Raw genomic sequence first — 19,740 nt, 5'->3', positions numbered from 1 at the left:
TCAGGCGTCTTCGCGCATCAGTTGTTCCACGGCATCCACGACATCCTGCACAGTTCGGACCGCGCGGAAGGTTTCCGGTTTGATTTTACGGCCGGTACGTTTTTGCAGGTGCACGACCATATCGACAGCATCAATGCTGTCGAGCTCAAGATCTTCATACAGACGCGCCTCGGGGTGGATATCCTCAGGCGCAATTTCAAACAGGCTGGTGAGCAGCGAAGTCACTTCCTGATAAATCTCTTCTTTGTTCATCATAAGATTGTCTCCGCTTTCAGCCGCGCTGTTGGTTGACGAACGCGGCCAGCGTCGCGACAGAGAAGAAGTGGGCACGCAGGGTTTCACTTTCCGCAGAGAGCGTCACACCGTAGCGATTTTTCACTGCCAGGCCAAGTTCCAGTGCATCAATTGAGTCCAGCCCCAGCCCGTCGCCAAACAGCGCAGCGTCAGTCTCAATATCATCGGGGCTGAGATCTTCAAGGTTCAGCGTGGCGATAATCATCTGTTTGATATCGTTAATTAATGAATCCATACCGGTTTTCGTCTTACCTGTTCTGGGGGACCAGCGCCTGCTCTAAGTGGCGGGTCAGGCGACGCGCGGCCAGTGGCTGCGCATCGGGATTGCTTTCACAAAACGACTGACTGTCGATTCGTGACTTTACTCGCACGGTAAACAGCGGTTTAACCGGCGGAATCTGATACCAGCGGCTCTGTTTATCAAGCATACGCTGGCTGCAGGTGATGTGAACCACGCGCAGATCGCATCCGGCGCGCACCGCAATATTGGCGGCTCCGCGCTGCAGAGTCAGCGGCTGACCGTAACGGGTACGGGTGCCTTCCGGAAAAATCAGGATATTGTCGCCGCGCGCCAGTCTCTGCTGACTGTCCGGCAGCAGCGTCTCCGCTTCACTGTTGATCAGATAATCGGCGGCGCGAATCACCCCACGTATAAAGGGATTTTTTTGCAGATCGGCCTTTACCAGACAATCCATCTCTGGCAGTACCGACGCGATCATCACGTAGTCGATCAGCGACGGATGATTGGCGACAATCAGGCATCCGCGATCCTGTTGCAGCAGCTCTGCGCCTTCAATGCGGTAGTCGTAAACGCCCGTCATCCGGCAGAAACGCAGAAAGCAGCGGAAGCTAAAGGCGATAGCGCGTCGGGCCAGCAGCCGGCGGCGCAGAGAATCACGCTGGATCAGGAGTAGCAGGTTGAAGCCAATCAGTGACAGCAGCAGTCCGCCCAGCCCAAACAGTGTAAAACTGACGGCGGTCATCACCAGTCGCCAGCAGTAGTTAAGGCGGCTGCCTGAGTGCTGTGCGGGTTGTGAGCACTCAGCCATGATTTCTCTCCCAGTGCCATGTCAGGCGTTCGCCTGCCAGGCTGAAGGTGGGCGAAGCCGCCAGCCATTGCTGCAGAAAACGCAGGCTCTGCGGTAACAGCGGTTCTGCCCGCTTCTCTCCGCTTTTACAGCCAGTGCAGTAGAGTTGTTCGCCCGCACGCAGCAGCAGTGCCACCGCATAGGGGAAATTCACGCGCTGATCCGCCAGCCACGGCAGATAATAGTCCGGCACGATGCCGTCGAAGTCGACCAGCAGCACCTGCTGATAACCCGCCTGATGCAGAGCGCTGACTTCAATCAATCCCTGCTGAAAAGAGTCAATGCCTGCCGCGATGGAGGTCGACACCAGCGGCGCTTTTGCCGCAATGGTCAGGCTGCCAACCGCCGAATTGTGAACTGACATGGCAAAGTCTGTGGGTGACATCGACTGTTGATCTGCCAGGGTATTAAGAATACGCAGATTACGCTCCAGTTCACCGTGACGGCTGGTAAACACGATAGCGTCTGCCTTCTGCCGTGCCAGAAGCGCCAGCCCGCACTCCACCGCCGCACGGCTGCCGCCGCTCAGACGACGCGACGTCATCATCGGTAAGCATTGCGGCTTTGCCATCGCCGCTAAGGGGTCGATGGCCCTGCTCTGTTGCGCCCAGTCCTGCCAGGCTTCTGGCGCGCTTAAACCCGGAGCCAGTGCCTGCCAGTCGACCAGTGAGTAAGCGAGTTTCATCTCAACACTCTTTTCATCATACGTGTGGAGTCGGCGTTCATTGGATCGTCACTCCTGCCTTCTGCAAAAAAAGTGCGTACCGGAAAACCTGCCGAACCCTTATCAGGTTCTCACGGTAGAGGTTTACTCCAGGATTCATCAATAGCAGCTCATCTGATTTGTCGGCCGGTTGCCGCAGAACTTTATGCTTAGCGAGTCTGTCGACCCATTATTGCGATAGCACACCATCACCGGGCGGCCAGGGCCGACAGCCGCAACTGAAAATCCTGATCGAGATTGGCCATCCAGTCGTTATCGTTATTGTGGATCACACTCTGTCCCGCTTTCAGGTTTTCACTGCCGACAGACTCAATGCGGTAATTCTGTCTGGTGTAAGTAATGCGGATGGTCGCCACAACATCACGCTGGGCCAGACGACCATTGATTACACCAGGCGAAACGGGTGTCATCACCTGTTTCCGGCCAATACCCGCCTCAATCATCGCCAGTTTCATCTGATTATCACTGTCATGCTGAGTGAGGGCCTGATTCACGTTATGAATCGGCGGCGTGCGTGCGCAGCCGGTTAATCATGCAGCGACCACAGCCAGCGCGAAAATTGTTTTTTTGATCATAACGAGTCCCTTCTTTGATCTTTTTTATCAGTGATTTAAACGTAAAAATCACCCAACACCAGCTTAACATTAAGTGCTTTTTTCCGGCTGGCTGGTTCAAAACCCGCGCATGATACCATCGAATGTAAAGACAGGTAAGCAGAAGTATGTATAGGTTTTTGGTGGTTATTTGAGGGATTAACGCGAGGTAAAATGCGCAGTCGACGCGTCTGCGCAGAGGCCGAGCCCGGCCGCAGAAACTCTTACTGCGGCTGGATCGGCCCGGACAGTCATTGTGTGGAGGCGGGTGCCCAGCCACCGCCCAGTGCGCGATAGAGATCGATCTGCGCCAGCAACAGATTATTTTTAACGGCCACCCGATTCAGCTGAGTTGAAAACAGGGTTCGCTGCGCATCCAGTTCATCCAGATAGGAAGCGTAGCCATTTTGATAGCGGTTGCGGGCAATGCGCAGCGCCTCGGTTACGTAAGTTTCCTGCTTTTGCAGTTCCTGAAGCTGTGCCTCACGCTGTCGGATAGCGTCCAGGGCATCGTTGACTTCCGAGAAGGCGTTGCGCACCACTTTTTCATAGCCATACAGCGCCTGATTACGCGTTGCCATTGAGACATCAACCTGTGCCGTCAGCGCTTCACGGTTCAGCAACGGTGCCAGAATGCTGCCGCCCACGCTCCAGAGCCGGAATGGATTGTCTGCGAGCTGGTGCAGCACCGAACTCTGCAGGGTGCCGGTGGCAGTGAGGTTCAGCCCCGGCAGCAGCTTAGCCCGCGACGAGGCAAGGCTGGCATCTGCGGCCAGTAACTGACGCTGCGCCTGCACAATATCCGGGCGGCGATTTAGCAGCTCGGACGGCAGCAGCGATGGCATCTGCTGCGGTAGAATCTGGTCAAACTGCTGACGACGGGCAATGCTACGCGGGTTCATGCCCACCAGGATGCTCAGCGCATTCTCCTGCTGCGCGATCTGATGCTGCAGCTGCGGTATCTGTGCTTTAGCCGACTGATATTCAGAAGCGGCCTGCATCCACTCCAGCCTTGAGGTGTAGCCGCTCTCAAACTGACGCTGGGCCAGCTTCAGTGAATTGTTGCGGGTCGCCAGCGTCGCCTCGGTGACCCGCAGCTGTTCATCCAGCGCGCACAGGTTGAGATAACCCGATGCCACTGAGCTGGCAATGGTCAGCTCTGCAGCAGACGCGGCGGCCTGCTGCGCCGCTAAGCTTGCCTGCGACGCCGAGACGCTGTTGCTACGCGCCCCCCAGAGATCAACCTCGTAATTTGCCTGTAACAACCCCTGAAAAACATCGGTTTCATACGGCTGGCCCGTCACTGACGAGAGCGTTCGCTCACGGGTCGCCGCTACGCCGGCGCTGAGGGTCGGAAATTCATCACCCTGCGTGGCGCGCAGCTGGGCGCGATACTGATCAACCCGGGAACGCGCGGTGAGAATATCAGGATTGTTGCGCAGCGCCTGTGTGACCAGCCGGTTAAGATACGCATCATGAAACGCGCGCCACCACTCCGCTTCCGGCGCAGCAGCAGGCCCGACACTGTTACGCCAGGCGGCGGGGATCGGCAGAGAGGACGGTGCCTTTTCAACCTGCGTGGCGCAGCCGGTCAGCGCCAGCATCAGCGCACTTACCAGTATGCCGCGACGCATCATTGTGCGCCCTCATCGGCGGCCTGGGCTGCGGTATCGATATCGACTTCAACCGACATGCCCGGGCGCAGCTGCTGCATATCCTGATCGTTGATACGGATTCGAACCGGAATACGCTGTGCAATTTTAACGAAGTTACCCGTGGCATTGTCAGGTGAAATAGCGCTGAACTCTGAGCCGGCTGCCGGCGAGATAAATTCCACCTGCCCGTTAAAGCGTTTGCCATCCAGTGCATCGACCCGAATCGTCACCGGCAGGCCAGGCCGGATATGGGCCAGTTGAGTCTCTTTCAGGTTCGCGATGATCCATTTGTGATTGGGTACCACCGAGGTCAGGCGCGTACCCGCCGTGACATAGGCGCCGGTTCGCACTGACAGCTGACCGAGCTGGCCATCATCAGGCGCGGTAATCCGTGTATTCGCCAGATCGATCTCCGCCAGCTCCAGCGCGGCGCGGGCGCTCTCGACATCCCCCTCCAGCGCGTCGCGATTAACGATAACGGTTTGCAGGTTCTGCTGGGCGACGGCGATCTGCGCGGCAGCCTGGCGGACCTGGGCTTGGGCCTGGGCGTTTGCTGCGCGGGCGGCGTCGCGCTCACGTACCGACAGCGATCCATCCGCCGCAAGATTCTCAACGCGTTTGAGATCAAAGCCGCTTTTCAGTGCCTGCGCTTTCGCGTTTTCCAGCGCCGCTTTATTGCTCTGGATGGTCGCTTCTGCGCTGCGCCGCTGCTGCAGATTGTTTTTCAGTGCCGCCTGCTTCATCGCCAGTTGCGCCTGCGCCTGATGCACCCGCTGACGATAGATACGATCATCAATCGTCATCAGCAACTGCCCTTTCTTCACCGGCTGCAGATCGATGACCTTTACCGAGGTGAGATAGCCATTTACCTGCGGACTGATAAAGGTCACCTGACCGCGCACATAGGCATTCTCGGTGCTTTGTATTGCGCTGGTAAAAGGCCAAAGCTGCCAGGCATACAGGATAACCAGTACGCCAATCACTACAATACCGCTGCCGGCGGCTATCGAAAGAATACGTCGACGGTTTGCACGTTCGCGTTCTGCCGCCTGAAGCTCATCCTGCTGACTCATTGTTTCTCCGTTGATTCCTGTAACGCAGCCAGCTGTTGCTGCTCACGCAGGTTAAATTGTGCCTGACGCCAGTCAAGATAACGACGCCGGGTTAAGCGCCAGATGACCCACATCAGAGTCACCAGTGCCAGCGCAGCGGTTAACAGATAGGTATCGTTGTAGGCGAGCACATTAGCCTGTAGCGTGGCGACCGTCTCTAACTGGGTGGTGCTCTGCGCACCGCGCAGAACGTCGTCACCCACCAGTGAATTAAATAGCGCATTGTACTGGCTTAGCCGTTCGGTAACGTTAGGATCGAGCAGTGAGAGTTGATCGCCCAGCAGGCTGGAGTGATATTTTTCCCGCCAGACCTGAAAAGTGCCAAGGATCGCTGATCCGATCAGTCCACCCAGGTTCTGACTCATGCCAAACAGCACCACAAAGCTCACCAGGTTTTTTGGCTGGGTCACCACGCTACCAATGCCCATCAGCATCGCCGGTGCCATGAAAAAGGCGCTGCTGAAGCCAAGCAAAAACTGGCTGAGATACATTTCGGGGCCACGGGTCAGCGGACTGGATTGGGCATCCATCAGCGAGGCGATAATCATCACCACCAGCGAGGCGACAATCGGCCAGTTGAGATGATTGGGTTTGATGGTGAGTGCGCTGGCGGCGATGCCTACGATAACCCCGGCCATGATCGCCAGTGCCAGACCGCGCATTTGGTCGTTCTGCAAACCCATCTGCTGCAAAAAGCCGATCGCGCCGGTGTTCTGTTCCGCCAGTACGATACGGATCATGACCATGACAATGCCAAGCCGCACCATCATGCCGCTGCTCAGCCAGCGGGTGTTAATCAGTGGGTTACGCCGGTTATGCTCAATAACAATCGCCGCGACAATCAGCGTTAGGGCAATCGCAGTACAGATTCCCAACCACGGCGTGGTGAACCACCATTCAATACGGCCCAGCGTCAGCACGCCGCACAGTAGCGCCATGCCAGGCGCCAGCAGAACGAAGGTCAGGAAATCCATCTTTTCAAAGGTTTTAATGCGATCGCCTGGTGGCAGTTTCACCAGCAGCACGCCACCCAGCGCGATCAGTGCCAGACCGAGTTCAAACAGATAAAGGCCACGCCACTCGTTGAGCTGCAGTAATTCTGACGAAAATAAGCGGGCCAGCGGAATAGCCAGCTGAGAGACCGTCAGGCCAATCACCAGCGCTTTCAGGCGATGTTTTGCGGGCCAGGCCTGAACCTGATAGTAGATGCCCAGTGAGCTGAGCGCCGCCGCCACCATGCCATGGGCGGTGCGCACAATGATCGCCGAGCTAAGGTCGTTAGCGAATAAGTGAAAGAATGCGACCAGTACATAAAGCACCAGAAATGCTTCAGTAAAGACACGCAGGCCAAACTGCTGTCGGAATTTTACCAGCAGCAGATTTATAGAGATGTTGCCCATCACGTAGACCGCAGGTAACCACGCAATCTCATTCGACCAGGCTCCAAAGGTGCCCTGCAGATTAACCAGGTTCGCGGTGACCAGTGCGTTACTTAACGCACCGGTCAGCGAAATCAGTAAGCCTATCAGGCCAAATGCCAGGCGCTTTGGCATGGGATGCAGCGGTGTCGAGGGTGAACCCGGCAGCATCGGTTTTTCGTGCGGTAACCACTCGCGTGCAGCGTAGGGATTTCGCTTTGCCACCTCTACATACTTCCCATGCGGCTCAGCAGTTGTTGCAGGACGCGCTCGGTGACAGCCAGATCCCCGGGATCAATATCAGCCAGCATTTCAGTACGGAGAGCATCAGCCTCGGTTTTCACTTTGGCGAAGGCTTCATTGCCTTTATCGGTCAGCACCAGGTGACGTTTACGGCGGTCTTCTGGCGGTTGTACCCGCGTCAGCAGCGACTGTTTCACCAGCCGATCCACCAGCGGCACCATACTGGCATCTTCCAGCCCCAGCAGTTGCGCCAGTTCGGTCTGTGTCATGCGCTGCGGCTCACTGGCAATCAGCCCGATGGCCATCCAGCTGCTCATGCTTAAGCCGCTATCTTTAAGGTGACGATCAACCGCCAGGCGCCAGGCATGGGCGGTCAGATGCAGTAAGTGGGTAAAGGTACGCGTATGCTCAGACAAATGTTAGCAGCCTAATAGTAAGATATCTAATTGAGTGGAGGCGTTATTATACGCAAAGCGAAACGCGATTGAAAAGCGTCCGGTCTGTTAAAAATTAGTGGATCGCGTCAGAATGTCCAGAGGCCGCAATCAGGAGCCGGATAACATGAATCAGGCATCAGCAAACTGGATCGATTTGCGCCGTGACGCCGTCAGCGGTATTGAGGCATTACGCGCCCATTTCACTGGCCACGCCTATGATCCCCACTGGCACGACAGCTATCTTATTGGCGTGACCGAGCAAGGTGTACAGCAGTTTCATTCGCGGCGCAAACAGCATCAAAGCCGTCCCGGCACGGTTTTTATGCTGGAGCCTGAGGAGTTGCATGATGGCGATGCTATCAACCACAGCGGCTTCACCTATCGTATGCTCTATCTTTCACCGCAACAGATTGCGCAGCAGCTTACGCCTGATCAGGCTGATGACCCCTTGCCGCGTGAACTCCGCTTTGCTACCACACTGCGCGACGACCGTCCATTGGCTTATGCTGTCTGGCACGCGTTTGATGCACTGTGGTACAACCATCCCGCGATCATCAAAGAGGCGGCGATGGATCGGATGTTCAGTCAGCTCACCTCGCACAGGCAATGGTCACTGCCCGCTCAGCCCGTCGATAAAGATGCCAGGCTGGCTTTGCAGGCGCGTGACTGGCTGATTGCCCATCATGCAGACAATCCCGGCCTGCTGCAGATGGCGCAGCAGCTGCAGGTGGATCGCTTCCGGTTATCACGCCTGTTCCAGACGCACTGGGGTTTGCCGCCTCACGCCTGGCTGGTGCAATGGCGGCTGAGTCAGGCACGTCGTCAACTCGCTCAGGGGCAGCCCGTCGCCGATGTCGCTGCCGCCCTGGGCTTTGCCGATCAGAGTCACCTTGGCCGCTGGTTTAAACGCGCCTGCCAGCTCTCTCCCACACGTTATCAGCGCGCCTGCACAAATCTTCCAGACCCGGGGTGAGGCACTTGCCACAATGCGCTTTTTCAGACAGGAGAAACGCAATGCAAAATCCAGGATGTGTGATGATACTGAATGCCGCGCTGCCGCCAGGCAAAGCAACTAATGCCGCTGCCGTGATAGCCCTGACACTCGGACAGCGGCATCCCGCGCTGGTTGGCGACATGCTGGAAGATGCTGAGAAGCACGCTTCGCCCGGTTTGATTACCACCGGCATTCCGGTGCTGTCCGCGACCAACGACCAGCTCAATGCGTTGCGTGAACAGTGCGAGCAGGCTGATTACGATCTGGTCCTGTTTCCCGAAGAGGGGCAGACCACCACAGATTACCAGGCGCTGAGAGCCTTACTACGGCAGCAACCTCGTCATCAGTGGCGTCTGCTGGGCATTGCCATCGTCGGCGATAAAAAAAATCTGCGTAAGCTGACGACTAAACTGGTGTTGTTCAGCTAATTTATTCCCGGGAAACTGGCCGCAGCTTCCCGGCTTTTTCCACCCTGTTCGCCAATCCCGCCTTCTGTATAGGTTATTTGTACAACTTTTTTGTCGGAATAATCCTTATAACTCGTTGATAAGTTGTGAATGGCACATTTTGCTAAAGAATTCGATTTTACAGATAGTTATTCATTGTATAAGTTTACTGCCACGAGTTGTATGCGACTCTGTAACGAATGATGCATTTGCGTCGCCTCTGAAGGTGTCAGTGGATTTCCACCTTCAGAGGTTAATTTTTGTTTGCTCAATTTGTGGTACTGGTACCATCGCATCTGTCCATGCGGTGGTTTTTTTGATCGCTTTTGTCCTGACATCCGAACCGGAATCGGGCTGTTCTGAAGGGCTTACACATGCAATATATTATTCCCCGGACCAATCAGGAAATCGCTGATTATTTTAACCCTGCGGCCAACAAGCCAGCCAATGAGATGGAAATGCTGGGTATCCTGATTGCAGAAATTTTGCAGTCAGGCATGCCAGTGAATAATAAAGCCATTATTTCCAAACTCATTCATCGGCTTGAACTGGAAAGTGACAGGGAAATGCTGGATAGCTACCGCCAGCTGCTCGACCTCGTGGTCCACAAGACCTCGGATGATTTTTCGCTGTAAGACTGACTCCATGGAGGGAGTTCCCCCCTTTTTCTGGCATCTTTGCCAGTCGCCCGGTACTATCTGCCCCTCACCATGAGCCTGATCTTCCCGCCCTTCGCGCGGGAGCAAAACAACTAAAGAGCCTGCAGACCTTTATGACTCAAACCAATGATGTTGCCGCAACCGACGTTGTGGCGGGCGATATAAGTGTGGGGCGCGTTCTGCGTTCGCCTGCGCTGCTGACCCGCGAATGCCTTGCCGGAGTAATTACCGCGCTGGCATTAATCCCTGAAGTGATCTCCTTTTCCGTTATTGCCGGTGTAGACCCTAAAGTGAGTCTCATCGCCTCGGTCGTGCTCTGCCTGACCCTGTCGATACTCGGCGGACGCCCGGCGATGGTTACGGCGGCTGCCGGTTCTGTCGCACTGGTAATCGGACCGATGGTTCATCTGCACGGTGTTGAATATATTCTTCCCGCAGTAGTCATGGGCGGCGTGATTCAGATTCTGTTTGGCGTGGCCGGTCTGGCACGCATGATGCGCTACATCCCCCGCTCGGTGATGCTGGGATTTGTGAATGCGCTGGGCGTGCTGATTTTCTTTGCTCAGGTGCCGCACGTATGGGGCCAGTCATCACTGGTGTGGATCTTCTTTGCGGCGACCCTGGCAATCGTGCTGTTGTTACCGCGTCTGTTAAAAAGTGTTCCTTCTCCGCTGGTTGCCATTGTGGTGGTGACGGGCGTCGCGCTATTAATGGGCTATCGCATGCCGAATGTGGGCGATGAAGGACCGATGAGTCCTGGCCTGCCCGGTTTTAACAGCCTGCTGGTACCGCTTAACCTGCAGACTCTGCAGATTATCTGGCCCACCGCACTGAGTATCGCCTTTGTCGGGCTGATGGAGTCGCTGCTGACCGCCAAACTGGTCGATGACCTGACCGATACCCCTTCCAGTAAGCGCCGCGAATCCTGGGGTCTGGGTGTGGCAAATATCCTTGCGGGATTTTATGGCGGTATCGCCGGATGCGCGATGATAGGTCAGACTATCGTCAACGTTGAGCTGGGCCGTGCGCGCAGCCGCGTTTCAACCGTGGCCGCGGGTCTGGTGCTGCTGCTGCTGGTGACCGGACTGAGCCGGATAATGGCGCAAATTCCGATGGTAGTATTGGCCGGTATCATGATGGTGGTGGCAGTGAAAACCGTTAACTGGCATAGCCTGCAGCCCAACACACTGAAACGTATGCCGTGGTCAGAGACGCTGATTATGGTGCTGACAGTGGCGGTAACGGTCTGGACAGGAAATCTGGCACTGGGCGTGCTCGCTGGAGTGATCCTGGCGATGCTGCTGTTTGCCCGCCGTATTGCACATGTCATTCATGCTGAACGTCAGCTGAGTGAAGATGGTAAGTCGGTACGCTATGAGGTACGCGGTCCGCTCTTCTTTGCCAGCAGCAACGATCTGTTTGAGCATTTTGATTATGCGCATGACCCGAAAAAAGTGACTATTGACTTAACGCACGCGCAGATCTGGGATGCATCCAGCGTCGCAGCGCTGGATGGTATTGAATATCGCTATCAGCGTTATGGTGCAGACGTGACGATTGAAGGGCTGGATCCGCGCAGCACTGATTTCCATCAGCGCCTTACCGGTAATTTCGGATAAATAACTCCGTTCTGCTGCCTCTCCGGCAGCAGACTTTACTCTGCCTGTTGCCGCCGCGCCCGATAGCGGCCAACCATAGTAATCAGCGCCTGATAGATTAAACCAGCATAGAGACTTGTCAGAATCGCCAGGCCTGGCTCTTTTTCCTGCTGATGCCATGACATAAACCACATGAATACGCCCCACAGTACAGAGAACACCAGCCATCCGCGGACGAATTTCATAATGCCATTCATAACGACTCCTCTTAAATAATGAACCACCTTAACCTGCTCCTGCCCAAAAAGCATCGCCCGTTTATTCGGGTTGAGAGACATCTCATATAATCGTCACGAATTCTCTCTCTGGCTCGGACATGTTACCTCCTCCAGGTAATTTTACGGCGATTCTCTATACTCTACGTTCCGCTTACCTGATCAGGGAATTACGATGAAACGTATTGCTTACCTGTTATCGATGCTGGCTATACTTGCGACACTCACTGCCTGTGCACCACCACCGCCGGGCAGAGATGCACCACCGCCACCGCCGCCAGGCAAAGAGGCCCCACCACCTCCTCCGGGCGGGCAGCAGCCGGTTGGCGCACCAGGCGGTGTTGGCCCGGCAGGACAACCGCAGGGATAGTCTGTTTCAGCCAGTCTGCGTTGCAGGCTGGCTAATGCCGAAAGGCGCAGCCGCAGGCTGACATTTCACCTGGCGCAATTTTGCCAAAATGGGAGTGGCGACGCGCTAATTGCCCCTGCACTTGACTGCTGACTGTGTGCTGCCCCAACCAGCGATCTAACGCGTTGCCCATAATTTGCCTGATATCAGGTGACCAGCTGGTAAGATGCCAGGTAGAGCTCCGGGCTTCCTCACTGTCTCCAAATCCCGCCACCGCAATGTGGGCACCCTGACCAAAATCGCGGATTGCCTGTATCGCACCAAAGGCCATCAGATCGCTTTCACAGAAAAGTGCCTGAATACGATCGGCGGCACGGGTCTTTTTCAAATAATCCATCATCGCCTGATACGCGCCATCACGATCATCTGCCTCTGAAGTCAGCACAGCATTCAGCACCCTGCCCGCCGCCTGTAGTGCCGTGCTATAGCCCTGCTTTTGCGCGCTTTCAACAGGCTGGCTTTGCATAAAGCCAAACCGCTGATGCCCTTCCGCGAGCAGTAATTCCGATGTTACTTCCCCTGCCCGCCGCGCATCCGCTTGCAGTTCAGGCTCCGCGTCAATCTCAAGCACCGGCAGATTGCAGGTATCTGTAATGCGATTGCCGGGTAGCAGTATCAACCCCCGCATCGCAAGCGGTGTCGCCTGCCGGATGAGTGCTGTCAGTGCTTCTTCGCTATCGGCACTCAACAGCACGGTGATAGCACCGCGAACATTAAGTTGCCGCGTTACTTCGTCCAGCATTTTCTGTTGATACGGATTGAATAACTGGCTGGCGACAATACCAATAACCGGCGGTAAAGCCGAAAGGGGTGAGTCATGTTTGAAAGGTCTGGTCATTGACGTTAACGTCTCTGCAACGGCAAATAATACCCACCACTTTATGATAAACCAACCTGTTTCAACAGGTTATGAAGTTCGACTCAGGCCGCAAAAATGAATGAAATCAGATGTAATCAGGTTTGAATTGGCAAAGCAGTGACACGGATAATGAACAGTTATTCAGCACTGAGACGTGATGCCAGTTGAAAGGCATAAGGATGTGAGGTGCCAGCCATGCCAGATTCCGGACACAAAAAAACCGCCTCTAGAGGGCGGCTTGACGACACTGCTTATCATTGATTTTATTGGTAAAGCGATATGGTGCCCGGGGCGGGACTTGAACCCGCACAGCCTTACAGCCGAGGGATTTTAAATCCCTTGTGTCTACCGATTTCACCACCCGGGCTGGGTGTAACTGGAGGCGCGTCCCGGAGTCGAACCGAGGTACACGGATTTGCAATCCGCTGCATAGCCACTCTGCCAACGCGCCTTAAACTATGATGCCGCCAGGCTAACCTGACATGCGAATCTGGAGCGGGAAACGAGACTCGAACTCGCGACCCCGACCTTGGCAAGGTCGTGCTCTACCAACTGAGCTATTCCCGCAATTTTCAGCGATCTTATCGAACCTGCTGATTTTATTTATCTTCTGGCAGCCTGGCTGCCGTTCGATGCGATGCATTCTACTTAGATGACGCAATGAGTCAATAAAATTATCCTCACAGACCATCCGTTTGCTGCTTTTTAAATCGTATCGATCACGGTTCGAGCAAATCACCGCGCGCCGCGCTTAAATACTGGAACATCGACCAGAAAGTCAGCACTGCAGCAATGTATAACGCCACCACGCCAATCGCTACAACGGTGGCATCTGGGCGCCACAGCAGTGCGAAGAGAGACAACATTTGCGCAGTCGTTTTGACTTTACCAATCCAGGAGACAGAAACACTACTGCGCTTGCCAATCTCCGCCATCCATTCACGCAGCGCAGAGATAATGATCTCGCGGGCAATCATGGTTGCCGCTGGCAGAGTAATCCACCATGCGTGAAAATGTTCTGCCACCAGCACCAGCGCTATCGCGACCAGCACTTTATCAGCAACCGGATCGAGGAATGCGCCAAAGCGCGTCGTCTGCTTCCAGCGGCGCGCCAGAAAGCCATCAAACCAGTCGGTAACAGCAGCAAAAATAAAGATCAGTGCAGTAGCCAGCGGCGCCCAAATGAACGGCAGATAGAAAGCCAGCACAAAGAACGGGATGAGCACGACTCGAAACAGGGTGAGACACGTCGGGATGTTTAATTGCATATGCCGGTAACTGTCTGGATATAGGTAGAATTTAACCTATGTTCCTACATTGCCCCCCCCGTTTCAATGTTAGTGTTTCAAGGAATAGTATATTTTTTCTGCCAGCGCATGCGAGATGCCTGGTACATTTGCGATCTCTTCCACCGAGGCATTCATTAACGGTTGCAGGCCTCCCATGTACTTAAGCAGTTGCTGACGTCGTTTCGGCCCGACGCCTTCGATGCTTTCCAGTGCACTGGTGTTCTTCACTTTGGCCCGTTTTTTTCGGTGACCTGAAATTGCATGATTGTGAGCGTCATCACGAATGTGTTGAATCACATGCAGTGCAGGTGCATCAGGTGGCATCGAAACGCCCTCCCCTTCAGCCTCAAAGAACAGCGTTTCCAGACCGGCTTTACGGTCGCTGCCTTTAGCAACGCCGAGTAAAATGGGCTTGTTTTTATCCCAGGGCACATCCAGCTCAGCAAAGACCTGTAACGCCTGTGACAGCTGACCTTTACCGCCATCAATCAAAATCACGTCGGGGATCTTATCTTCTTCAATCGCTTTGCCATACCGGCGTCGCAACACCTGGTTCATGGCGGCGTAGTCATCTCCCGGCGTAATGCCGGTAATGTTGTAGCGACGATAATCGGCACGCAGCGGACCATTCTGGTCAAACACCACGCAGGAGGCGATGGTCTGCTCACCCATGGTGTGACTGATATCAAAACACTCCATGCGTGTGATCTTGTCGAGCTCAAGAAACTCTGCCAGCGCATTCAGCCGCTGGTGGATGGTAGAGTGCTGAGACAGACGCGTGGTTAACGCTGTCGCGGCGTTGGTGCGCGCCAGCTTGAGATAGCGGGCGCGATCGCCGCGTGGCTTGCTTTGAATGTTAACCCGACGTCCCGCCAGTTCACTTAGGGACTCTGCCAGCAACTCGCGCTCTGGCAAGGTAAAGTCCAGCAGGATGTCGCCAGGCAGCGTACGTGCTTCACTGCCCTGCAGGTAGAACTGCCCGACGAAGGTCTGCACGACTTCGGCCAAATCTGTGTGCACAGGCACCTTCGGGAAGTAGCTGCGGCTGCCCAGCACTTTGCCCTGACGAATGAACAGCACGTGAAGACAGGCCATGCCCGCCTCATAAGCCACACCCATCACATCAAGGTCATCGCCCTGATTGGAGACAAACTGTTTTTCGGTGATGCGCCGCACGGCCTGAATCTGATCGCGCAGCCGGGCCGCTTCTTCGAACCGCAGGCCAATGCTCGCCTCTTCCATACGTTTAACCAGCTGGTTAAGAACCTGATCATCTTTACCGGCAAGGAACAGGCGCACATAGTCGGTCTGCTGCGCATACTCTTCCTCACTGACCAGCCCGGCAACACAGGGGCCGAGACAGCGACCAATCTGATATTGCAGACAGGGCCGGGAGCGATTGCGATAAACGCTATTTTCGCACTGGCGAATGGGGAAAACTTTTTGCAACAGTCCCAGCGTTTCACGCACCGCATAGCCGTTCGGGAACGGGCCAAAGTATTCGCCTTTGGCATGCTTTGCCCCACGGTGCATCGCCAGTCGCGGATGAGTATCGCTGCTGAGAAAGATGTAGGGATACGATTTATCGTCGCGCAGCAGAACGTTATAGCGCGGCTGGTAAAGCTTGATGTAGTTATGTTCAAGCAGCAGCGCTTCGGTTTCGGTGTGGGTGACGGTGACATCGATGTGCTGGATATTGCTGATCAGCGCTTCGGTTTTTCGGCTGCCGACCTGAACGCGGAAGTAACTGGTCAGACGCTTCTTCAGGTCTTTGGCTTTGCCTACATAGATGACGGTGCCTGAGGCGTCATACATGCGGTAAACACCGGGCTTGCTGGTTACCGTACTCAAAAAGGCTTTGGAATCAAAAACGTCATTCACTACTGATTAACGGCTCCGCATTATAGAGGCCATGTCGAATGGCCAGATGCGTTAACTCTACATCGCCACTGATATTCAGCTTACTGAACATCCGATAGCGGTAACTGTTAACGGTTTTAGGACTGAGATTTAAGTGCTCGGAAATTTCCGTCACCTTTTGTCCCCGGGTGATCATCAGCATAATCTGCAATTCCCTTTCCGACAAACAGCTAAAGGGGGATTCCGCTTTTTGCGGCTCAATCTGACTCAAGGCCATCTGCTGAGCGATGTCTGATGCGATATATCGCTGTCCGGCATTCACCGAGCGAATGGCATTGACCACTTCCTGGGGTGCCGCCCCTTTACTGAGGTAGCCTGCTGCCCCCGCCTGCATAACTTTAGCAGGCAGCGGACTTTCCGTATGAATAGTCAGCATAATGATTTTGATATCGGGATTGTAACGCACGATTTTGCGCGTCGCCTCCAGTCCGCCGATGCCAGGCATGTTCATGTCCATCAGGATCACATCAACCTGGTTAGCACGGCACCACTTAGCCGCATCCTCACCACAGTTGGCCTCTCCGACCACAGCCAGACCTTTAACATCCTCCAGGATGCGACGGATACCGGTACGGACAAGCTCATGGTCATCAACAAGAAGCACACTGATCAACGGGGAAACTCCAGAGGCTGAAAAAGAGGAAGCGACTAACGATTTCAAGCGATAATCATACCCGCTTTTACCTCAAAAGCACATCAACAAAGTAAAACAGTCCTGGCTTAGCCTGTTCACTTTTAGTCTGGTCCAGCCTGAGTTATCAGACATTTCCTGAAACAGAAAGCATCGTCAAACATTCCTTAAAGTCTCACTATTTCATGACATTAACAACTGGTACTACGGTTACCCGGCGCTGCAGTGACAGGTAATATCAGGTGGAAGGCTCTCGTTGATTACTTTCTGCGATTGATTAGTTGCACTGGACAAACCTGCTGTTTCAGACGAAACGAACCGGCTGCATCAGCAACATACTGACGCTGTGATATACTCACGCACTGCTGTTCGGACAGATTGCCGACACGTTGTCATTCACCAAGGAGATACACATGAGCGATGAAGATTTTGCAACTTCGCAGGAAGCCCGGAAATTAGCGGATGAAATCGCGGGGCTGAAGATGATGATCACCCTGATCCTGAAAGGTATGGGCCAGGCTGATGCTGGAAAAGTGATTATCAACATGGAACGCTATGTACAGACGCTGGGCGACAAGCCTCAGGCGGAAGTGTTCAGCAACACCATTAAGCAGATTAAAACGGCCTACCGTCAGTAACGCTTTTGCCCCCAGTGGCGGGGGCAGATACGTTAACTGTGCGCCTGCCAGTTAACGGAAACGCCCAGCGTTGGCAGTACCTCTTCCGGACTGAAACGCCTTGTTCCCCGGTACTTCTCTGCCAGCGCTGGCTGTTCCACCGGAATCCTGATCGCAAACAGATTATCTTCTGACAGAATAAGTCCCGGCGTTAGCGGCTCATATACCACCCCATGCTGTTCAAACATCTTTTCCAGCATCGGCGTTGCCGAACTAATGATGTACTCCATGCCATTGAGTTCTGCCATCTGCACCGCGTGCCAGAGAATATTCAGCGGCAGTTCGGCGTCGACCTCCAGCCGGGCCGAGAAGCGCGACATTTCCCACACTCTCTCATGGCTGAAAGGCAGCACAATGCCTTCGCTCTGCTCAGGTTCAAACCAGGGCATCAGACGTGCACAGCCGCTGATTCCTTCACGCGCATTCCATGCGATCAACCAGGTCACATCTGAACGATCATAGCGATCATATTCCTGTCCTGGCGTACTCAGACGGGGCGGTATTGACCACCCTTCGCCGCGCGCAAAGACGCTGTAACGGTAGCTGCCGAGTTCGGCAAGCAACGAGGATGGCATATCCTTTAATTGCGTTTGCACTATTTTCATCATGCGCCTCTGACATCCCCATTTTTACAATGATTTCTTTGCGCCAGCCTGACACAGTCCCGGCGCAGGGTAGACAACAGACCTGTACAAAGGAACTGCCAAATGTAGCAGTTGTTTTATGTTCAAATCAGTCCGATTGCTGCTGCGTAGCAGGCAATCTGCGTTTTATTGGAAACATTGAAACGCTTTTGCATATTTTTTTGGTGAAAATTAACGGTATGTTCAGAGATGGATAAAATAAGAGAAATTTCGACCGCCGTTTTTCCTTCACCCGTCCATTTCAGAATTTCCAGCTCACGCTGACTAAACTCTTTTTTTAGTACCATCATTGCATCATCGCTAAAGCGTTCCAGCGTATCCAGGCTTAGTTCCGCTAAAAGGTGCAGTTTTACTTCAAGCTCTTCGTGGCAGAGCTTGAGAGGAATGGGCTGTTGCGATGATATAGATAATATACCAAGCGCGCGATTTGGTGCCATTGCAGAGCAAGAAAATCCGCTCTGCAGCCCATACTCTCTTGCCTCACGCCACAGATTGCCGGCACCAGCGAACATTTCTTCTGTCCACATCAACCCTCTTCCCGATCGCTGACACAGCGAGAGTACCGGATCGACAGCGTAATAATTCTGCTTCTCATAACGTTTAACCCATAATTTGGGATAGGTGCTATGCAGATGAATACGCGGCCGGCTAAAGGGCACCGGATGCTGAATCAAAAAAGCAAAATAATCGAAACCTAATGACTCAGTAAATTGTTGCAATAATGGCTTCAAATCAGAACATGCCATTAATGCCTGAAATTGTTGTTTCACCTCACTTCGCCAGGCGAAATAATTTTCAGTACTCATATTGCCTCAACGTTAATTTCACTCGCTCTTGCGGAAATATTCATTCGGATTCATCGGATAAATTAAATTAGCATAAGTCATTTAATTCATCGTCAGGGATGACCCGTCGCCCTGCGGAGCCAATTAACCTTTCACCTTGTGAGCGGAGTGAAAAAGCTTGCTGGCAATGGTAATGTGAGGCCGATCACAGCAATTTCAATCACCCCATGAGAATAAGATTTTTCTGATAGGATTTCAATCCCCGATATCGGGCATCACTTTATCATTTGCCAGTAATTTCAGATAAAGATATTCAATAACGCGTCACATCGCTGAGTAAATAACGAGTAAACAATGTGTTAAATAGCGATTATAAGCGAGACGGCAGGCCTGGTTGACTGACATATTTTTCATCAGGAAATAAGCGCGGCTTAGTTATTGTCGCCTTAAGTCCAGGCACTGGCATCCAGTGATGTGGCTGTTTTACTCATCTTCACGACAGATTCCCGGCTTCCGGCAGGTATTCAGCAGGTCATGATGGCACATCTACCTTCATTTTTTGCCTCTCTTCGTCAGGCCTGGCCATGTGCTGTTAATAAGAACATTCTGCTCATGCATTGCATGGCGATATTCTCTTCTGAACCCTTCCCATCACGGCAGGACTTTTCTGTTTATCTGCCCTCACTAAGCCCTGGCCGGGAAAATCAGCTTCACTCCTCTCCCGGTGTCAATAATGCTATAGCACAAAACACTATTTATAGCATCTGTACATCAATTACTGATTCTCTTTTAATCAATTAAATCACTTTATCGATAGCCATAAACCGGAACCACATAAAATAGATTTACGGAATAAAAATCGCCCATCACGCTTAAGACAAATTCATATTAATACGATTATTCTTACAAGTAAGATCGTGAAAAAATTTCATTATAACGTGGAGCCTGTTAGCACCATCGATGCTGAAAAATCGCGCAATCCATTAATCC

22 protein-coding genes, 3 tRNA genes and 1 pseudogene are annotated in these 19,740 nt (G+C 53.6%); 7 read left to right on the top strand and 19 right to left on the bottom strand.

Annotated elements, in window-relative coordinates; translation table 11 throughout:
- From P2R09_RS03060 to P2R09_RS03020, 9 genes and pseudogenes are all read right to left on the bottom strand, one after another.
- A complete protein-coding gene (locus P2R09_RS03060; protein ID WP_003849951.1) occupies nucleotides 1-255 on the bottom strand; it encodes an acyl carrier protein in 255 nt (84 codons plus the stop codon).
- Nucleotides 256-271: 16 nt separating this feature from the next.
- Complete coding sequence (locus P2R09_RS03055) at nucleotides 272-529, bottom strand: phosphopantetheine-binding protein (RefSeq protein ID WP_275766992.1); 258 nt, start codon at nucleotides 527-529, stop codon at nucleotides 272-274.
- Between the two features lie 13 nt (nucleotides 530-542).
- Nucleotides 543-1,343 carry a lysophospholipid acyltransferase family protein gene (locus tag P2R09_RS03050; RefSeq protein ID WP_275766991.1) on the bottom strand — a complete coding sequence of 267 codons (801 nt, stop codon included), beginning with the start codon at nucleotides 1,341-1,343 and terminating at the stop codon, nucleotides 543-545.
- The gene (locus P2R09_RS03045; protein ID WP_275766989.1) at nucleotides 1,336-2,067 is read right to left on the bottom strand and encodes a beta-ketoacyl synthase chain length factor; all 732 of its coding nucleotides are present in this window, start codon (nucleotides 2,065-2,067) and stop codon (nucleotides 1,336-1,338) included. Before P2R09_RS03045 ends, P2R09_RS03050 begins: the two co-directional genes overlap by 8 nt.
- A 227-nt stretch (nucleotides 2,068-2,294) precedes the next feature.
- Nucleotides 2,295-2,681, bottom strand: a pseudogene (locus P2R09_RS03040) (hypothetical protein).
- A gap of 269 nt (nucleotides 2,682-2,950) precedes the next feature.
- A complete protein-coding gene (locus P2R09_RS03035; RefSeq protein WP_275767280.1) occupies nucleotides 2,951-4,333 on the bottom strand; it encodes an efflux transporter outer membrane subunit in 1,383 nt (460 codons plus the stop codon).
- Nucleotides 4,333-5,427 carry an HlyD family secretion protein gene (locus P2R09_RS03030; RefSeq protein ID WP_275766985.1) on the bottom strand — a complete coding sequence of 365 codons (1,095 nt, stop codon included), beginning with the start codon at nucleotides 5,425-5,427 and terminating at the stop codon, nucleotides 4,333-4,335. Before P2R09_RS03030 ends, P2R09_RS03035 begins: the two co-directional genes overlap by 1 nt.
- Nucleotides 5,424-7,109 carry an MFS transporter gene (locus P2R09_RS03025; RefSeq protein ID WP_275766983.1) on the bottom strand — a complete coding sequence of 562 codons (1,686 nt, stop codon included), beginning with the start codon at nucleotides 7,107-7,109 and terminating at the stop codon, nucleotides 5,424-5,426. Before P2R09_RS03025 ends, P2R09_RS03030 begins: the two co-directional genes overlap by 4 nt.
- Before the next feature lie 2 nt (nucleotides 7,110-7,111).
- Complete coding sequence (locus P2R09_RS03020) at nucleotides 7,112-7,543, bottom strand: MarR family transcriptional regulator (RefSeq protein WP_003849964.1); 432 nt, start codon at nucleotides 7,541-7,543, stop codon at nucleotides 7,112-7,114.
- A gap of 145 nt (nucleotides 7,544-7,688) precedes the next feature.
- Between P2R09_RS03020 and P2R09_RS03015 the strand changes: the two genes are divergently transcribed.
- The 4 genes from P2R09_RS03015 (at nucleotide 7,689) to P2R09_RS03000 (ending at nucleotide 11,282) form a co-directional block, all read left to right on the top strand.
- Nucleotides 7,689-8,537: an AraC family transcriptional regulator gene (locus P2R09_RS03015; RefSeq protein WP_275766980.1), complete on the top strand. Its 849-nt coding sequence runs from the start codon at nucleotides 7,689-7,691 to the stop codon at nucleotides 8,535-8,537.
- 41 nt (nucleotides 8,538-8,578) lie between these two features.
- Nucleotides 8,579-8,986, top strand: a complete 408-nt coding sequence (locus P2R09_RS03010) for a DUF2000 domain-containing protein (RefSeq protein WP_275766978.1) — start codon at nucleotides 8,579-8,581, stop codon at nucleotides 8,984-8,986.
- Nucleotides 8,987-9,378: 392 nt separating this feature from the next.
- A complete protein-coding gene (locus P2R09_RS03005; protein WP_275766976.1) occupies nucleotides 9,379-9,639 on the top strand; it encodes a biofilm/acid-resistance regulator YmgB/AriR in 261 nt (86 codons plus the stop codon).
- 137 nt (nucleotides 9,640-9,776) lie between these two features.
- Nucleotides 9,777-11,282 carry a SulP family inorganic anion transporter gene (locus tag P2R09_RS03000; protein WP_275766974.1) on the top strand — a complete coding sequence of 502 codons (1,506 nt, stop codon included), beginning with the start codon at nucleotides 9,777-9,779 and terminating at the stop codon, nucleotides 11,280-11,282.
- Between the two features lie 35 nt (nucleotides 11,283-11,317).
- On the opposite strand, the gene P2R09_RS02995 is transcribed toward P2R09_RS03000, so the two are convergent.
- Complete coding sequence (locus tag P2R09_RS02995) at nucleotides 11,318-11,518, bottom strand: DUF6404 family protein (protein WP_275766972.1); 201 nt, start codon at nucleotides 11,516-11,518, stop codon at nucleotides 11,318-11,320.
- A 193-nt stretch (nucleotides 11,519-11,711) separates the two neighbouring features.
- Between P2R09_RS02995 and P2R09_RS02990 the strand changes: the two genes are divergently transcribed.
- A complete protein-coding gene (locus P2R09_RS02990) occupies nucleotides 11,712-11,906 on the top strand; it encodes a hypothetical protein (protein WP_003849973.1) in 195 nt (64 codons plus the stop codon).
- Nucleotides 11,907-11,937: 31 nt separating this feature from the next.
- On the opposite strand, the gene P2R09_RS02985 is transcribed toward P2R09_RS02990, so the two are convergent.
- The 7 genes from P2R09_RS02985 to uvrY all read right to left on the bottom strand — a co-directional run bounded on the left by P2R09_RS02985 (nucleotide 11,938) and on the right by uvrY (nucleotide 16,626).
- A complete protein-coding gene (locus P2R09_RS02985; RefSeq protein WP_275766969.1) occupies nucleotides 11,938-12,783 on the bottom strand; it encodes a substrate-binding domain-containing protein in 846 nt (281 codons plus the stop codon).
- Nucleotides 12,784-13,084: 301 nt separating this feature from the next.
- Nucleotides 13,085-13,171: transfer RNA gene (locus tag P2R09_RS02980), tRNA-Leu, on the bottom strand.
- Between the two features lie 10 nt (nucleotides 13,172-13,181).
- Nucleotides 13,182-13,255 (bottom strand) — tRNA-Cys (locus tag P2R09_RS02975).
- Nucleotides 13,256-13,295: 40 nt separating this feature from the next.
- Nucleotides 13,296-13,371, bottom strand: a tRNA-Gly gene (locus P2R09_RS02970).
- 152 nt (nucleotides 13,372-13,523) lie between these two features.
- Nucleotides 13,524-14,072: a CDP-diacylglycerol--glycerol-3-phosphate 3-phosphatidyltransferase gene (gene pgsA / locus P2R09_RS02965; protein WP_008925896.1), complete on the bottom strand. Its 549-nt coding sequence runs from the start codon at nucleotides 14,070-14,072 to the stop codon at nucleotides 13,524-13,526.
- A 69-nt stretch (nucleotides 14,073-14,141) separates the two neighbouring features.
- Nucleotides 14,142-15,974, bottom strand: coding sequence for an excinuclease ABC subunit UvrC (uvrC, locus tag P2R09_RS02960; protein WP_275766966.1), 1,833 nt, complete (start codon nucleotides 15,972-15,974; stop codon nucleotides 14,142-14,144).
- Complete coding sequence (gene uvrY / locus P2R09_RS02955) at nucleotides 15,967-16,626, bottom strand: UvrY/SirA/GacA family response regulator transcription factor (protein ID WP_275766964.1); 660 nt, start codon at nucleotides 16,624-16,626, stop codon at nucleotides 15,967-15,969. The genes uvrC and uvrY overlap by 8 nt, the downstream gene beginning before the upstream one ends.
- A gap of 431 nt (nucleotides 16,627-17,057) precedes the next feature.
- Here uvrY and P2R09_RS02950 point away from each other — a divergent pair, with 431 nt between their 5' ends.
- The gene (locus P2R09_RS02950) at nucleotides 17,058-17,282 is read left to right on the top strand and encodes a DUF2594 family protein (RefSeq protein WP_003849983.1); all 225 of its coding nucleotides are present in this window, start codon (nucleotides 17,058-17,060) and stop codon (nucleotides 17,280-17,282) included.
- 32 nt (nucleotides 17,283-17,314) lie between these two features.
- Here the strand turns inward: P2R09_RS02950 and P2R09_RS02945 are convergent, their stop codons facing one another.
- Nucleotides 17,315-17,926 (bottom strand): acyl-homoserine-lactone synthase, encoded by a 612-nt coding sequence (locus P2R09_RS02945; protein WP_003849985.1) that lies wholly within the window; start codon nucleotides 17,924-17,926, stop codon nucleotides 17,315-17,317.
- A gap of 122 nt (nucleotides 17,927-18,048) precedes the next feature.
- Entirely contained in the window at nucleotides 18,049-18,771 is a 723-nt protein-coding gene (gene sdiA, locus P2R09_RS02940) for a transcriptional regulator SdiA (RefSeq protein ID WP_275766961.1), read from the bottom strand.
- 453 nt (nucleotides 18,772-19,224) lie between these two features.
- Between sdiA and P2R09_RS02935 the strand changes: the two genes are divergently transcribed.
- Nucleotides 19,225-19,551, top strand: a complete 327-nt coding sequence (locus tag P2R09_RS02935) for a hypothetical protein (RefSeq protein ID WP_140915863.1) — start codon at nucleotides 19,225-19,227, stop codon at nucleotides 19,549-19,551.
- Nucleotides 19,552-19,740 lie beyond the last annotated feature (189 nt).

The organism is Pantoea sp. Cr_R13 (assembly GCF_029222565.1).
Taxonomy (GTDB): Bacteria; Pseudomonadota; Gammaproteobacteria; order Enterobacterales; family Enterobacteriaceae; genus Pantoea; species Pantoea eucalypti.
The sequence above is the reverse complement of the archived record's forward strand: the minus strand, read 5'-3'. Positions and strand labels throughout refer to the sequence as shown.

Bases quoted from the DNA above. Each gene is read 5' to 3' on its own strand.
- P2R09_RS03000 (WP_275766974.1), top strand. From the start codon at position 9,777: ATGACTCAAACCAATGATGTTGCCGCAACCGACGTTGTGGCGGGCGAT.
- P2R09_RS03010 (WP_275766978.1), top strand. From the start codon at position 8,579: ATGCAAAATCCAGGATGTGTGATGATACTGAATGCCGCGCTGCCGCCA.
- P2R09_RS02995 (WP_275766972.1), bottom strand. From the start codon at position 11,518: ATGAATGGCATTATGAAATTCGTCCGCGGATGGCTGGTGTTCTCTGTA.
- P2R09_RS02950 (WP_003849983.1), top strand. From the start codon at position 17,058: ATGAGCGATGAAGATTTTGCAACTTCGCAGGAAGCCCGGAAATTAGCG.
- P2R09_RS03030 (WP_275766985.1), bottom strand. From the start codon at position 5,427: ATGAGTCAGCAGGATGAGCTTCAGGCGGCAGAACGCGAACGTGCAAAC.
- P2R09_RS03055 (WP_275766992.1), bottom strand. From the start codon at position 529: ATGGATTCATTAATTAACGATATCAAACAGATGATTATCGCCACGCTG.
- P2R09_RS03050 (WP_275766991.1), bottom strand. From the start codon at position 1,343: ATGGCTGAGTGCTCACAACCCGCACAGCACTCAGGCAGCCGCCTTAAC.
- P2R09_RS02945 (WP_003849985.1), bottom strand. From the start codon at position 17,926: ATGAAAATAGTGCAAACGCAATTAAAGGATATGCCATCCTCGTTGCTT.
- P2R09_RS03015 (WP_275766980.1), top strand. From the start codon at position 7,689: ATGAATCAGGCATCAGCAAACTGGATCGATTTGCGCCGTGACGCCGTC.
- P2R09_RS03005 (WP_275766976.1), top strand. From the start codon at position 9,379: ATGCAATATATTATTCCCCGGACCAATCAGGAAATCGCTGATTATTTT.
- P2R09_RS02990 (WP_003849973.1), top strand. From the start codon at position 11,712: ATGAAACGTATTGCTTACCTGTTATCGATGCTGGCTATACTTGCGACA.
- pgsA (WP_008925896.1), bottom strand. From the start codon at position 14,072: ATGCAATTAAACATCCCGACGTGTCTCACCCTGTTTCGAGTCGTGCTC.
- P2R09_RS02985 (WP_275766969.1), bottom strand. From the start codon at position 12,783: ATGACCAGACCTTTCAAACATGACTCACCCCTTTCGGCTTTACCGCCG.
- P2R09_RS03035 (WP_275767280.1), bottom strand. From the start codon at position 4,333: ATGCGTCGCGGCATACTGGTAAGTGCGCTGATGCTGGCGCTGACCGGC.
- P2R09_RS03045 (WP_275766989.1), bottom strand. From the start codon at position 2,067: ATGAAACTCGCTTACTCACTGGTCGACTGGCAGGCACTGGCTCCGGGT.
- P2R09_RS03060 (WP_003849951.1), bottom strand. From the start codon at position 255: ATGATGAACAAAGAAGAGATTTATCAGGAAGTGACTTCGCTGCTCACC.
- sdiA (WP_275766961.1), bottom strand. From the start codon at position 18,771: ATGAGTACTGAAAATTATTTCGCCTGGCGAAGTGAGGTGAAACAACAA.